The organism is Limnohabitans sp. 63ED37-2, from assembly GCF_001412535.1.
Taxonomy (GTDB): Bacteria; Pseudomonadota; Gammaproteobacteria; order Burkholderiales; family Burkholderiaceae_C; genus Limnohabitans_A.
Genome location: NZ_CP011774.1, coordinates 889020 through 901757 on the forward strand (window position 1 = coordinate 889020; position 12738 = coordinate 901757).

The 12738-nt window shown below is 60.3% G+C and carries 11 protein-coding genes and 1 other RNA gene; 8 read left to right on the top strand and 4 right to left on the bottom strand.

The window, feature by feature from the left end:
• Position 1: 1 nt before the first annotated feature.
• Positions 2–2686, bottom strand: a complete 2685-nt coding sequence (gene gyrA / locus L63ED372_RS04245; RefSeq protein WP_062403735.1) for a DNA gyrase subunit A — start codon at positions 2684–2686, stop codon at positions 2–4.
• 231 nt (positions 2687–2917) lie between these two features.
• Here gyrA and ompA point away from each other — a divergent pair, with 231 nt between their 5' ends.
• The 5 genes from ompA to L63ED372_RS04275 all read left to right on the top strand — a co-directional run bounded on the left by ompA (position 2918) and on the right by L63ED372_RS04275 (position 7126).
• Positions 2918–3595, top strand: a complete 678-nt coding sequence (gene ompA, locus L63ED372_RS04255; protein WP_062403740.1) for an outer membrane protein OmpA — start codon at positions 2918–2920, stop codon at positions 3593–3595.
• An 89-nt stretch (positions 3596–3684) separates the two neighbouring features.
• The gene (ubiG, locus tag L63ED372_RS04260) at positions 3685–4395 is read left to right on the top strand and encodes a bifunctional 2-polyprenyl-6-hydroxyphenol methylase/3-demethylubiquinol 3-O-methyltransferase UbiG (protein WP_062403742.1); all 711 of its coding nucleotides are present in this window, start codon (positions 3685–3687) and stop codon (positions 4393–4395) included.
• A 2-nt stretch (positions 4396–4397) separates the two neighbouring features.
• Positions 4398–5063, top strand: a complete 666-nt coding sequence (locus L63ED372_RS04265; protein ID WP_062403744.1) for an HAD-IA family hydrolase — start codon at positions 4398–4400, stop codon at positions 5061–5063.
• Positions 5064–5076: 13 nt separating this feature from the next.
• Positions 5077–5465, top strand: a transfer-messenger RNA (tmRNA) gene (gene ssrA, locus L63ED372_RS04270).
• A 176-nt stretch (positions 5466–5641) separates the two neighbouring features.
• Positions 5642–7126, top strand: a complete 1485-nt coding sequence (locus tag L63ED372_RS04275) for an amidase (RefSeq protein ID WP_062407621.1) — start codon at positions 5642–5644, stop codon at positions 7124–7126.
• Between the two features lie 52 nt (positions 7127–7178).
• Here L63ED372_RS04275 and metK read toward each other — a convergent pair whose 3' ends face one another.
• Positions 7179–8360 carry a methionine adenosyltransferase gene (metK, locus tag L63ED372_RS04280; RefSeq protein WP_062403746.1) on the bottom strand — a complete coding sequence of 394 codons (1182 nt, stop codon included), beginning with the start codon at positions 8358–8360 and terminating at the stop codon, positions 7179–7181.
• 177 nt (positions 8361–8537) lie between these two features.
• Here metK and L63ED372_RS04285 point away from each other — a divergent pair, with 177 nt between their 5' ends.
• Together L63ED372_RS04285 and L63ED372_RS04290 are read left to right on the top strand one after the other, a co-directional pair.
• Positions 8538–8759, top strand: coding sequence for a SlyX family protein (locus L63ED372_RS04285; protein ID WP_062403748.1), 222 nt, complete (start codon positions 8538–8540; stop codon positions 8757–8759).
• Positions 8760–8779: 20 nt separating this feature from the next.
• A complete protein-coding gene (locus L63ED372_RS04290; protein WP_062403750.1) occupies positions 8780–9832 on the top strand; it encodes an RNA methyltransferase in 1053 nt (350 codons plus the stop codon).
• On the opposite strand, the gene L63ED372_RS04295 is transcribed toward L63ED372_RS04290, so the two are convergent.
• Both L63ED372_RS04295 and L63ED372_RS04300 read right to left on the bottom strand, forming a co-directional pair.
• Positions 9813–10709 (bottom strand): DMT family transporter, encoded by an 897-nt coding sequence (locus tag L63ED372_RS04295; RefSeq protein WP_062403752.1) that lies wholly within the window; start codon positions 10707–10709, stop codon positions 9813–9815. The genes L63ED372_RS04290 and L63ED372_RS04295 overlap by 20 nt on opposite strands.
• Positions 10710–10720: 11 nt before the next feature.
• A complete protein-coding gene (locus L63ED372_RS04300; protein ID WP_062403754.1) occupies positions 10721–11224 on the bottom strand; it encodes a methylated-DNA--[protein]-cysteine S-methyltransferase in 504 nt (167 codons plus the stop codon).
• Between the two features lie 109 nt (positions 11225–11333).
• Here L63ED372_RS04300 and L63ED372_RS04305 point away from each other — a divergent pair, with 109 nt between their 5' ends.
• Positions 11334–12737 carry a phosphomannomutase/phosphoglucomutase gene (locus L63ED372_RS04305; RefSeq protein WP_062403756.1) on the top strand — a complete coding sequence of 468 codons (1404 nt, stop codon included), beginning with the start codon at positions 11334–11336 and terminating at the stop codon, positions 12735–12737.
• Position 12738 lies beyond the last annotated feature (1 nt).

Below are 12738 nucleotides of genomic sequence, written 5' to 3' on the forward strand. Positions count from 1 at the left end.
CTTATTCCGCTGCGGGTGCGCTGTCGTCCGCTGCTGCATCGGCATCACCGGCTTCACCTTCGCTCACATTGGCATCGTTTTCCACAATGCGTTGCAAACCGCTGAGCTTGGCACCCTCGTCCAAACCGATCAAGGTCACGCCCTGTGTGGCGCGGCCCATTTCACGGATCTCGGACACGCGGGTGCGCACCAAAACACCCGTGTCGGTGATGAGCATGATTTCGTCTTCGGCTTGAACCAAGGTGGCCGCCACGACTTTGCCGTTGCGCTCGGATTGTTGGATGGCGATCATGCCCTTGGTGCCACGGCCGTGACGGGTGTACTCACTGATGTTGGTGCGTTTGCCGTAGCCGTTTTCGGTGGCGGTCAACACGCTCGCGCGGGCAACGGTGTCGTCTGCGGCAGCGGCAGGATCTTCTTGTTCTGACACCAGCATGGCGATCACGCTTTGGTGGTCCTCGATCATCATGCCGCGCACACCGCGTGCACTGCGACCCAATGGGCGCACATCGTTTTCGTCAAAACGCACAGCCTTGCCGCCGTCGCTGAACAGCATCACGTCGTGCTTGCCGTCCGTGAGGGCTGCACCAATCAAGAAGTCGCCTTCGTCCAGGTTGACAGCAATGATGCCGCCCTTACGCGGGTTGCTGAATTCGTCCAAGGATGTCTTTTTGACCGTGCCCATGGAGGTGGCCATGAACACATATTGGTTGTCGGGGAAGGTGCGCGCTTCGCCCGTCAAGGCCAGCACCACGTTGATCTTTTCGCCTTCTTGCAGCGGGAACATGTTGACGATCGGGCGACCGCGTGAACCGCGTGAACCCGCAGGCACTTCCCAGACTTTGAGCCAATACAAACGGCCCCGGTTGGAGAAGCACAGCAAATAGTCGTGTGTGTTGGCGATGAAGAGTTGGTCGATCCAGTCGTCCTCTTTGGTGGCCGCCGCTTGTTTGCCCCGTCCGCCACGCTTTTGCGCACGGTATTCAGACAGGGGTTGGCTCTTGATGTAGCCGCTGTGCGACAGGGTCACGACCATGTCGGTGGGGGTGATCAGGTCTTCGGTCGACAGGTCTTGTGCGCTGTGCTCGATCTCGCTGCGGCGAGCACCGATTTTGGTCTGGCCAAATTCTTGGCGCACGGTGCCCAACTCGTCACCAATGATGGTGGACACGCGCTCAGGCTTGGCCAGGATGTCCAGCAGGTCTTCGATCTCGGACATGACCTCTTTGTACTCGGCAACGATCTTGTCTTGTTCCAGACCGGTCAGGCGCTGGAGACGCATCTGCAAAATCTCTTGCGCTTGTGTGTCCGACAGGCGGTACAGGCCGTCCTGGCCCAAACCGTATTCGCGCTCCAGACCTTCCGGGCGGTAGTCGTCGGCGTTCACCACCGAGCCGTCGTCCCGGGCGCGGGTCAACATGGTGCGCACCATCTGGCTGTCCCAGGCGCGGGTCATCAACTCGGCCTTGGCCACAGGCGGCGTGGGGGCGCCACGGATGATCGCGATGAAGTCGTCGATGTTGGCCAAGGCCACGGCCAAGCCTTCTAGCACATGGCCCCGGTCACGCGCTTTGCGCAGCTCGAACACCGTGCGGCGTGTCACCACTTCGCGGCGGTGCTGCAAAAAGACTTGGATCAGGTCTTTCAGGTTGCACAGCTTGGGTTGGCCGTCGATCAGGGCCACCATGTTCATGCCGAAGGTGTCTTGCAGCTGGGTTTGTTTGAACAGGTTGTTCAGTACCACCTCAGGGACTGCGCCGCGCTTGAGTTCGATCACCAAGCGCATGCCGGACTTATCGGACTCGTCTTGAATGTGGCTGATGTCCTCGATCTTCTTTTCGTGCACCAATTCGGCCATGCGCTCTTGGAGGGTCTTTTTGTTGACCTGGTAGGGCAATTCATCGACCACGATGCACTGGCGCTGGCCTTTGTCGATGTCTTCGAAGTGGCACTTGGCCCGCATGACCACCCGGCCACGGCCCGTGCGGTAGCCCTCCTTGACACCGGTCATGCCGTAAATGATGGCCCCTGTCGGGAAGTCGGGCGCGGGCACAATTTCCATCAGCTCGTCGATCGAGGCTTCTGGGTTGCGCAGCAGGTGCAGGCAAGCGTCCACCACCTCGTTCAGGTTGTGCGGTGGGATGTTGGTGGCCATACCGACTGCAATACCGCCCGAGCCGTTGATCAGCAGATTGGGCAGGCGCGAGGGCAACACCAAGGGCTCTTTTTCGGAGCCGTCGTAGTTGGGGCCGAAGTCGACGGTTTCCTTGTCGATGTCCGCCAGCATTTCGTGGGCGATTTTGGCCAAGCGGATTTCGGTGTAACGCATGGCCGCCGCATTGTCGCCATCCACCGAGCCGAAATTGCCTTGACCGTCCACCAGCATGTGGCGCATGGAAAAGTCTTGGGCCATGCGCACGATGGTGTCGTAAACCGATTGGTCACCGTGGGGGTGGTACTTACCAATCACGTCACCCACGATACGGGCCGACTTCTTGTAGGGGCGGTTCCAGTCGTTGTTCAGCTCATGCATGGCGAACAACACCCTGCGATGGACGGGTTTTAAGCCGTCGCGCGCATCGGGCAGGGCGCGGCCCACGATCACGCTCATGGCGTAATCGAGGTAACTGCGCCGCATTTCCTCTTCTAGACTGATGGGCAGTGTTTCTTTGGCGAACTGGGTCATATGTAGAGGAGCAAAATTAACGCGGTGGAAACCGTCCATTTTAGGTGCAAGCGGTTGTCGCGTCCATGCAACATTTGGCATGCAATTGTGTTCACCTTTTGCTGTCTGTCCTGCATTTGACTAAGCCCTGCTGTGTCTATGGCACAATAAAAACAACGCAGCGGGTGACGGTCATCTGCAGCGTCTTTTTTTCGCAGCCCGTCTGCGGCTTTACCCCTCAAGAGGAAGACCATGAAAAAACTGAACAAAGTGGCGATGTTGTTGGCCTCGGCAGCGCTCGCATCTGCTGCTGGTGCGCAAACCATTGACAACTGGCGCAACGGCACAGGCGACCTGGTCTGGAAAAACGGTACCAACGAACTGTGCTGGCGTGATGCCAACTGGACTCCTGCTACTGCAGCGGCTGGCTGCGATGGCGCGATTGTGGCTAAGCCAGCTGCTCCTGCAGCTGCCCCAGCACCAGCCCCAGCTGCTCGTCCTGCAGCTCCAGCTGCAGCAGCACCCGCTCCAGCTCCTGCTGCTCCACGCCCAGCCGCTCCTCCACCAGCAGCCGCCACCAAAGTCACTTACGCTGCTGACGCTTTCTTCGACTTCGACAAGTCGGTCCTGAAGGCCGAAGGCAAAGCCAAGCTGGACGATCTGGTTGGCAAAGTCAAGGGCATCAACCTGGAAGTCATCATCGCTGTGGGTCACACCGACTCCGTGGGTTCTGACGCTTACAACCAGAAGCTGTCGGTCAAGCGTTCTGACGCAGTGAAGGCCTATTTGGTGTCCAAGGGCATCGAAAAGAACCGCGTCTACACCGAAGGCAAAGGTGAGAAGCAGCCTGTGGCTGACAACAAGACCTCTGCCGGTCGTTCTAAGAACCGCCGCGTGGAAATCGAAGTGGTCGGTACACGCCCTAACTGATCAGCCCCAAGATCAAAAAAGCCCCAGCAATGGGGCTTTTTTTCGTCTGTCGTTCAGGCCAGGGGCCTGTTCATTGACAATCAGAGCCCATGACTACAAGCCACACCAACGTTGATCCGGCCGAACTGGCCAAATTTTCAGAACTGGCCCACCGCTGGTGGGACCCTGAAAGCGAATTCCGGCCCCTGCACCAGATTAATCCATTGCGCCTGGAGTGGATCAACGGTTTGGTGCCCTTGACGGGTTTAAAAGTGGTGGACATTGGTTGCGGCGGCGGCATTTTGGCCGATGCCATGGCCCGTAAGGGCGCGCAGGTGCTGGGCGTGGACCTGGCCACCAAATCCCTCAAAGTGGCGCAGTTGCATGCGCTCGAAGCCGGTACACAAGGCGTGCAGTACCGTGAAGTCAGTGCCGAAGCCTTGGCCGCAGAGCAAGCCCAGCAGTTCGATGTGGTCACTTGCATGGAAATGCTGGAACACGTGCCAGATCCGGCTGCGGTGGTCAAAGCCTGCGCACAACTGGTCAAACCCGGCGGCTGGGTCTTCTTTTCCACGCTCAACCGCAACCCCAAGTCCTTTCTGTTTGCGATCGTCGGGGCTGAATACATTCTGAAACTCTTGCCCAAAGGCACACACGAGTTCGCTCGCCTGATCAAGCCCAGCGAACTCACGTCTTGGGCGCGTGAAGCCGGGTTGGATGCCCAAGGCTTCAAGGGCATGGAATACAACCCCTTCACCAAGCGTTATTGGCTCAGCCAAGACACCAGCGTGAACTATTTGCTTGCTTGCCGGAAAGCCTGACCATGTTCCAGAACGTACATGCTGTGTTGTTTGACCTGGACGGCACCCTGATCGACAGCGCCCCGGATTTGGGGGCTGCAGTGGACAAAATGAGGGTGGATCGCGGTTTGTCGTCCTTCCCTCTGGAGCATTACCGGCACATGGCCGGTGCGGGGGCACGTGGCATGTTGGGCATCGCTTTTGGCATGACGCCCGAGCACCCTGATTTCGAGGCCATGAAAGAAGAGTTTTTCGTCAACTACGAAAACTGCATGACCGAGCGCACCCGGATCTTCGATGGCGTGGTTGACATGATCGAACGCCTTGTGGCCCTAGAACTGCCCTGGGGCGTGGTGACTAACAAGTCCAACCGATTCACCGATCCGCTGACCTCGGCCATGCCCTTGTTTGCCACGGCAGGGACCATTGTTAGCGGCAACACCACACCGCATGCCAAACCGCATCCAGAGCCTTTGTTCGAGGCGGCCCGGCGCTTGTCGGTGGACCCGGCGCGCTGCGTGTACGTGGGAGATGATGAGCGCGACATTGTGGCGGGCTTGGCCGCGGGCATGGGCACGGTGGCCGCCACTTACGGTTATTTGGGCCAACAGACCGATATTTCGCGCTGGAACGCGCATTTGCACATCGATTCTCCAATTGAGCTCTTGAAATTCCTCCAGAGCGCCTAAAATAGGATGCTCAGGGGCTGCACTGGTTTCGACATGGGTTCGGACGCGTGGCAGGGCATGTCGAGGTTCTGATCCTCGTTAATCTTCGGAAAAAAAACTAACTGCAAACGACGAACGTTTCGCACTCGCCGCTTAATCCGGTGAGCCTTGCAACAGTTGGCCGATAGGCTGGGTTAGGGTGATGAGGGGGTTAAACCCCTCAAAGTCCTGGCTGCAAGGTAAAACATATGGGCTGGCATCACCTCGGGTACCTTGGGGTGGTGTGAGAAAAAAGGGTACTGGCTGGGTGTTCAGCGTGTCGCTGCGCGGTGCATCTGGCGAGACTCAAATCAGACGACTACACATGTAGAACTGTACGAAAAAGACTTATGGACGGGGGTTCAAATCCCCCCAGCTCCACCAAACCATCCAAAAACCAAGCTCTCGGGCTTGGTTTTTTTTGCCTGATCGCGGTTTCAAATCACGGGTCGCCTTCGGTACATGAGGGCTCTATCGGGTGCTGCAAAATAATTTTGACTGAACAGGTGCGTACCGACTTTGGCGCGTGCTGTGCAGATGCAAGAGCAAGGATGGCGGCGATGACTTTGGCAATGACGTGGCAAGAGTGGGTCCAACATGACGCGGTGGCCCTGGCCGAATGCGTGCGGCGGGGCGATGTGTCCCCTGCTGAGTTGGCCCAACAGGCGGCGACCGGGGTGGCCCTGATCAATCCGGCGGTGCAAGCGGTGGTCGAGGTGTTTGACGATGTGGTGGCCGACCCACTCAAAGACGGACTGAACCCTGAGGGGCCGTTTGCAGGGGTGCCTTTTTTCATGAAGGACCTGGGGCCAACTCTCAAGGGGCGCTTGCAGGAGATGGGGGCCCAGATGATGCGCGGCAACCGCGCCACGGCAGACACTTTCATCACCGGACAAATGCGCCGTGCGGGCCTGAACATCATCGGTCGCACCACCACACCCGAGTTCGGGGTGTGCAGCTCGGCCGAAAACCCGGCGGTGTATGTGACCCGCAATCCCTGGGACCCCGAGTACACCAGTTACGGGTCTTCTGCCGGAACGGCGGTGGCCTTGGCAGCCGGTGTGCTGCCGCTCTCGCACGCCACCGACGGCGGCGGCTCCATCCGCATCCCGGCTGGGGCCAACGGCAACATCGGTTTGAAGCCTTCACGCGGGGTGTTCTCGATCGCGCCTGCTGCGTCAGACTTGACTGGGCTGGTCTCGACCCAAGGCTGCCAAAGTCGCACAGTGCGTGACACGGCCGCTTTTGTGGACCACTGCCGTGGCGGGGCGCCGGGGGAATTCATGCCTTACTGGATGCCCGCAGAGCCTTACAGCACCTTGATCCAGCGTGACCCGCCGCGTCTGCGCATTGCGCTGTCACACGAGTGGGGCGACTTTCGGGCCGTGCCGCATTTTGTGGCTGAGTTGGAGCGCGTGGGGCGCTTTTTGGAGGGCCTGGGCCACCAGGTGGACTGGGCCTTGCCCGAGGTGGATTTCAGGGCCGCGTTTGATGCGCAAACCACCTGTTACATCAGCAACTTCGCGCAGACGATTTCCAACTTGTTGGCCCCTCGGGGCCTGACGCGCCCACCAGCGGATCTGGTCGAGCCGATCAACATCAAGATTTGGGAAATGGGCCTGAACACCAGCTTCACCGAGCGGGCCCGCATGCAGGCGGTGTTCAACACCACCTCGCGGGCGTTTGGTCAGTTCTTTGAAGACTGGGACATTATCCTCACGCCCATCACCGCTTTGCCCACACCCAAAATGGGCACGGTGGAATATTTGACGACCAGCGACAACCCGTCGGTGCTCGATTGGTTCAACCACCTGTGGTGCAACTTTGCCTACACCCCGTTGACCAATCTGTGCGGCATGCCGGGCATTTCAATGCCCATGGCTTGGCAAGAAAACGGCTTGCCTTTGGGCATTCATGCGCAGGCCCGCCAAGCCAACGACGGCCTGTTGTTGCAACTGGCCGCGCAGATCGAACGTGCCTTGGACGGTCAGTGGCACGCAGGGCGTGTACCTGAGGTGCATGTGACCAAGGATTCACAGGCGTAAAAAAACCGCTCAACGGATGTTGAGCGGTCGGGTCAGCCAAAGGCCGGATGGCTTACAGGCCGGCAGCGGCCTTCAAAGCAGCCGCGCGGTCGGTGCGCTCCCAGGTGAAGTCGGGCTCGTCGCGGCCAAAGTGGCCATAAGCGGCGGTCTTGCTGTAGATGGGGCGCAGCAAGTCGAGCATCTGAATGATGCCTTTGGGGCGCAGGTCAAAGTGCTCGGCGACCAAAGCGGCCAGCTTGTCGTCAGAGATCACGCCTGTGCCTTCGGTGTTCACCGTGATGTTCATCGGGCGTGCCACGCCGATGGCGTAAGCCACTTGGATTTGGCACTTGGTGGCCAAGCCTGCGGCCACGATGTTTTTGGCCACATAGCGGGCGGCGTAAGCGGCCGAGCGGTCCACTTTCGACGGGTCTTTGCCACTGAAGGCACCACCGCCGTGGGGGCAAGCGCCGCCGTAGGTGTCGACGATGATCTTGCGACCTGTGAGGCCGCAATCACCCTGGGGGCCGCCAATGACAAAGCGGCCTGTCGGGTTGATCAGGTACTTGGTGTCTTGCAGCCACTCTTTGGGCAGCACGGGCTTGATGATCTCTTCGATGATGGCTTCGGTGAAGCTGGCCTTCATCTTGGTCGATGTCTCAGACTGGTCAGGGCTGTGCTGGGTGGACAGCACCACGGTGTCGATGCTGTGGGGCTTGCCGTCCACATAGCGCATGGTCACCTGGCTCTTGGCGTCGGGGCGCAAGAAGGGCAGACGGCCGTCTTTGCGCAGCTGGGCCTGGCGCTCGACCAGGCGGTGGGCGTAATAAATGGGGGCGGGCATCAGCTCGGGCGTTTCGCTGCAGGCGTAGCCGAACATCAGGCCTTGGTCACCCGCGCCGATGTTGAGGTGGTCGTCGGACGCGTGGTCCACGCCTTGGGCGATGTCGTTGGACTGCTTGTCGTAGCAAACCATGACGGCGCAGCCTTTGTAGTCGATGCCGTAGTCGGTGTTGTCGTAGCCGATGCGCTTGATGGTGTCGCGGGCGACTTGGATGTAGTCAACGTGGGCGTTGGTGGTGATCTCACCCGCCAGAACGACCAGACCGGTGTTGGTCAGGGTCTCGGCGGCCACGCGGCTGCGGGGGTCTTGCTCGAAGATCGCGTCGAGGATCGCGTCAGAAATTTGGTCGGCAACCTTGTCGGGGTGGCCCTCTGAAACGGATTCCGAGGTGAAGAGGAAATTGCTGGACATGAAAAAAGCTCCTAAAGTTTTACAGGTTTGTCGGCGTTGCCGACCCTGTTAACCCGGAGCCTGGCGAACGCTTTAGCAGAATTTATGAATCGCCCTGCAAGTAGTTCAGATAACTCGGCGATGTGGAAATTATAAAAGATGTCAGAGCCCAGTCCAAAATCATGTCCAATACAGCCCATGGACATCCCCACTCCGATCGAAAACCGCTTGATTGACTTGGAAATCAAGGCAGGTTTCACTGAAGACCTGCTTGACCAGCTCAATGCACAGGTGTACCGCCAGCAGCAGCAAATTGACGCGCTGATTCAAGAGCTGCGCCAGATGCGGGATCGCCTGCCCGAATCGGGCGGCGGTGCTGAAATGCGCAACCTGCGCGACGAAATTCCGCCCCATTACTGAAACCCCTGCATTTGTAGCCGATGCACAGCGTTCAGGACATCCGTGACCACTTGCGTACTCTGGGGGCCAACGCCCTGCACGAGCAGCGCGTGCTGCGCCTTTGGACCCAAGCCAAGCCGCAGGACAGTGGCCGCAGACCGCTGGAGAGCTTCATGCCCACCGCCGTGCGCGAGGCTTTGCCAGCGCTCAGCCAAACGCTGAGTGGCCTGGTCACGCTGCGCGAGCAGCACCAGGGCCAAGACGGTTCGGCCCGATTGCTGGTCGGCCTGCAAGACGGCCAAACCGTGGAAAGTGTGCTCTTGCCGCGTGATGGCCTGTGTGTGTCGTCCCAGGTGGGTTGCGCCGTGGGTTGTGTGTTTTGCATGACCGGGCGCGAAGGTTTGATTCGGCAGGTGGGTAGCGCAGAGATCGTGGCGCAGGTCGCCTTGGCCCGCACGCTCAGGCCCGTCAAAAAAGTGGTGTTCATGGGCATGGGCGAGCCCGCGCACAACCTGGATGCGGTGATGGAAGCCATCGACTTGCTGGGCACGGTGGGCAACATCGGGCACAAGAATTTGGTGTTTTCCACCGTGGGCGATGCGCGGGTGTTCGAGCGCTTGCCGCAATGGCGTGTCAAACCCGCGCTGGCGCTTTCACTGCACACCACCCGGGCCGACTTGCGGGCGCAACTGCTGCCGCGTGCCCCGCGTTTTGACCCGCAAGACTTGGTCGAGGCGGGCGAGGTCTATGCCCGTGCGACGGGCTACCCGATCCAGTACCAGTGGACGCTGATCGAGGGCGTGAACGACAGTGCCGAAGAGATCGACGGCATCGTGCGCTTGCTCAAGGGTAAATACGCGCTGATGAACATGATCCCCTACAACGCGGTGCCCGATTTGCCCTATGCCCGGCCGAGTTGGGAGCGTGCCGCCGAGATCGCCCGCACCTTGCACCAGCGCGGGGTGTTGACCAAGCTGCGGCAGTCAGCCGGGCAGGACGTGGATGGGGGCTGTGGGCAGCTCAGGGCCAGGGATGTGGTCCAGCGTGAGCAGCGGGTGCACATTCACCCACGTATCACCGCCCCGGCAGCTTGACCAGACCACAGGACAGGGCCGTGCCCGTCAGAATCACCGCGCCGCACAGCAGCATCCAAGCCGTCACGCTCTCGCCCAAAAACAGCACACCGTAAGCGATGGCAAACACCGGCACCAAGAAGGTGACTGTCAGCGCCCGCGCGGGCCCGGAGTTCTCTATCAGCTTGAAGTACAGGATGTAGGCCACCCCGGTGCACAGCACCCCTACCACCAGCAAGGACCACCAGACCGAGGTGCTGGGCCAGTGATCAGGTCGATACCACAGCGCGGGCAAGACCAAGACCAGGGTGGCCCCGATCTGGCTGCCGGTGGCGGTGACCAGCGGCGGCAGGCTGGGGATGTGTTTTTTGGTGAAACTCGCGGCCAAGGCATAACAGGTGGTCGCGGCCAGACACGCGGCCACCGCCCAAGCCGGGGCAATGCCCGAGTCGTTGGGCTTGAAGCTCGCTTGGCCCCCGGCCAGCAGCACCACGCCACCAAAACCGATGGCCAGCCCCACTGTGCGCGACACGGTGGGCTTGTCCCCCAGCCAAAGCCAAGCTACGACCGCGCCAAACAAGGGCACTGTGGCGTTCAGGATGGAGGAAAAACCGGTGGTGATGTGCAGCACCGCAAAGGAATACAAAGCAAAGGGGATACCGCTGTTGAGCGCCCCAACAAAGAGCACAGGCTTCCAGTGCTGGCGTAACTCGCCCCAGTGGCCTTTGGCCAGCATGATGGGCAGCAAAAAAGTCGCCGCAATGGCCACCCGAATGGCGGCGGTGGGCATTGGGCCCAACTCGACGGCGGCCAAGCGCATGAACAAAAAGGACGAGCCCCAGATGGCGGCCAGGATCAGAAAGTCGGCCAGCCAGCCTTTGGCGGGAGAAACATGCATGGAGAAAAAAGTCAGATGCCAGGATGGCCTTCCAGCTGCAGCAACGCTTGTTTGCGCCACAGCCCGCCTGCGTAGCCCGTGAGTTGGCCACCGGCACCCAAGACGCGGTGGCAAGGTACGATGATACTCACCGGATTGCGCCCCACGGCCGCGCCCACGGCTCGCACCGCTTGGGGCCGGGCCAGTTGCCGGGCCAGTTCGCCATAAGTTTGGCTTTGGCCCGAGGGAATGCGCAGCAAGGCTTGCCAGACCGATTGTTGAAACGGTGTGCCAGCCGACAGGTCCAAGGGTCCTTCCCATTTCAGGGTCTTCCCACCCAGATAGGCCAGCACCTGGTCGGCGGCCCTTTGCAGTACCGGATTGGACGCATCGCTTGCCCACTGCTGGCGTTGGTCTTGGCTGGGTCCGTGTTTTTGGCCCTCAAACCACAGGCCGCACAAACCTTGGGCACTGGCCGCCAAGGTGATCGGACCCAAGGGGCTGTCGATGCGAAGGGCGCTCAAGGTGGAGGACATGCAAGACCTTTGAAAATCATGGTGGACAGTGCAGATGGTAACGCGGCCCGCCTACAATCTTGATCCAAGTATCACCCTAGCCCCAGCGGCTTTTGGACAGGCACAGCGCATGCAAATCACACCCTCCATCTTCAAAGCCTACGACATTCGCGGCGTGGTGCCGACCACCTTGAACGAGCTATTGGCCGAGGGCTTGGGTAAAGCCTTTGGCACGCACGCCATGGCCCAAGGCCAAAGCACCGTGGCCGTGGGTCGTGATGGCCGCTTGAGTGGACCAAGCCTATCGGCGGCGCTGATTCGTGGTTTGGTGGCGGCGGGCATTCGGGTGATCGACATCGGCCTGGCCACCACGCCCATGCTTTACTTTGCGGCCAGCACCGCGTGCCAAAGCGGCATCCAGGTCACGGGCAGCCACAACCCCAAAGACTACAACGGGTTCAAGATGGTGCTGGGCGGACGCGCCATTTACGGCGACGAAATTCAGGGCCTGCGCCAGATGATGGAAGCCGAGACCTGGCAGTTGCAGGGTGGCGGCAGCGTCATGCAGTTGGACGTGCTGTCCGATTACACGCAGCGCATCGTGGGTGACATCCGATTGGCACGCCCCATGAAGATCGTCGTTGACTCGGGCAATGGCATCGCGGGCGCTTCGGCCCCAGGCATTTTTCGGGCCCTGGGCTGCGAGGTGATCGAGTTGTTCAGCGAAGTCGATGGCAACTTCCCCAACCACCACCCCGACCCGAGCAAGCCGGAAAACCTGCAAGACTTGATCAACGCCCTGAAAACCACCGGGGCTGAATTGGGCCTGGCCTTTGACGGCGATGGCGACCGCTTAGGCATCGTCACGAAAGACGGCAACAACATTTACCCCGACCGCCAGATGCAGCTGTTTGCGCAAGACGTGCTCAGCCGCGTGCCGGGCGGCACCATCTTGTTTGACGTCAAATGTTCGCAGCGCCTGGCCCCGGCTATCGAGGCTGCTGGCGGCAAAGCCCTGATGTACAAAACCGGGCACTCGCTCATCAAGGCCCAAATGCGGGCCATCGAGGCCGCAGGCGGCCAGGCGCCTTTGGGGGGCGAGATGAGTGGGCACATCTTCTTCAAAGAGCGTTGGTACGGCTTTGACGACGGCACCTATGCTGGTTGCCGGTTGCTGGAGATTGTGAGCAAAGCGCCAGATGCCAACGCGGTGCTCAACGCATTGCCGACCAGCTTCAGCACGCCCGAGCTGAACGTGGCCTGCGCCGAAGGCGAGCCACACAGCGTGACCCGCGCCTTGCAAGCCCAGGCCGCCAGCGCCTTCAGTGCGCCAGCCCAAGTGTGTGACATCGACGGCTTGCGCGTGGACTGGCCTGATGGTTTTGGCCTGATCCGCGCCTCTAACACCACCCCTGTTCTGGTGCTGCGGTTTGAGGGTCAGACCGAGGCGGCGCTGCATCGCATCGAGGGCGAGATGCTGGCGCTGCTGCGATCGGTCAAGCCCGATGCCAAGATTCAGGCTGCGGCGCATTGAT

What these genes read in the sequence shown, in the direction of transcription:
- L63ED372_RS04275 (WP_062407621.1), top strand. Translation starts at nt 5,642, where the DNA reads ATGACTTTGGCAATGACGTGGCAAGAGTGGGTCCAACATGACGCGGTG.
- L63ED372_RS04290 (WP_062403750.1), top strand. Translation starts at nt 8,780, where the DNA reads ATGCACAGCGTTCAGGACATCCGTGACCACTTGCGTACTCTGGGGGCC.
- ubiG (WP_062403742.1), top strand. Translation starts at nt 3,685, where the DNA reads ATGACTACAAGCCACACCAACGTTGATCCGGCCGAACTGGCCAAATTT.
- metK (WP_062403746.1), bottom strand. Translation starts at nt 8,360, where the DNA reads ATGTCCAGCAATTTCCTCTTCACCTCGGAATCCGTTTCAGAGGGCCAC.
- L63ED372_RS04295 (WP_062403752.1), bottom strand. Translation starts at nt 10,709, where the DNA reads ATGCATGTTTCTCCCGCCAAAGGCTGGCTGGCCGACTTTCTGATCCTG.
- gyrA (WP_062403735.1), bottom strand. Translation starts at nt 2,686, where the DNA reads ATGACCCAGTTCGCCAAAGAAACACTGCCCATCAGTCTAGAAGAGGAA.
- ompA (WP_062403740.1), top strand. Translation starts at nt 2,918, where the DNA reads ATGAAAAAACTGAACAAAGTGGCGATGTTGTTGGCCTCGGCAGCGCTC.
- L63ED372_RS04300 (WP_062403754.1), bottom strand. Translation starts at nt 11,224, where the DNA reads ATGTCCTCCACCTTGAGCGCCCTTCGCATCGACAGCCCCTTGGGTCCG.
- L63ED372_RS04305 (WP_062403756.1), top strand. Translation starts at nt 11,334, where the DNA reads ATGCAAATCACACCCTCCATCTTCAAAGCCTACGACATTCGCGGCGTG.
- L63ED372_RS04285 (WP_062403748.1), top strand. Translation starts at nt 8,538, where the DNA reads ATGGACATCCCCACTCCGATCGAAAACCGCTTGATTGACTTGGAAATC.
- L63ED372_RS04265 (WP_062403744.1), top strand. Translation starts at nt 4,398, where the DNA reads ATGTTCCAGAACGTACATGCTGTGTTGTTTGACCTGGACGGCACCCTG.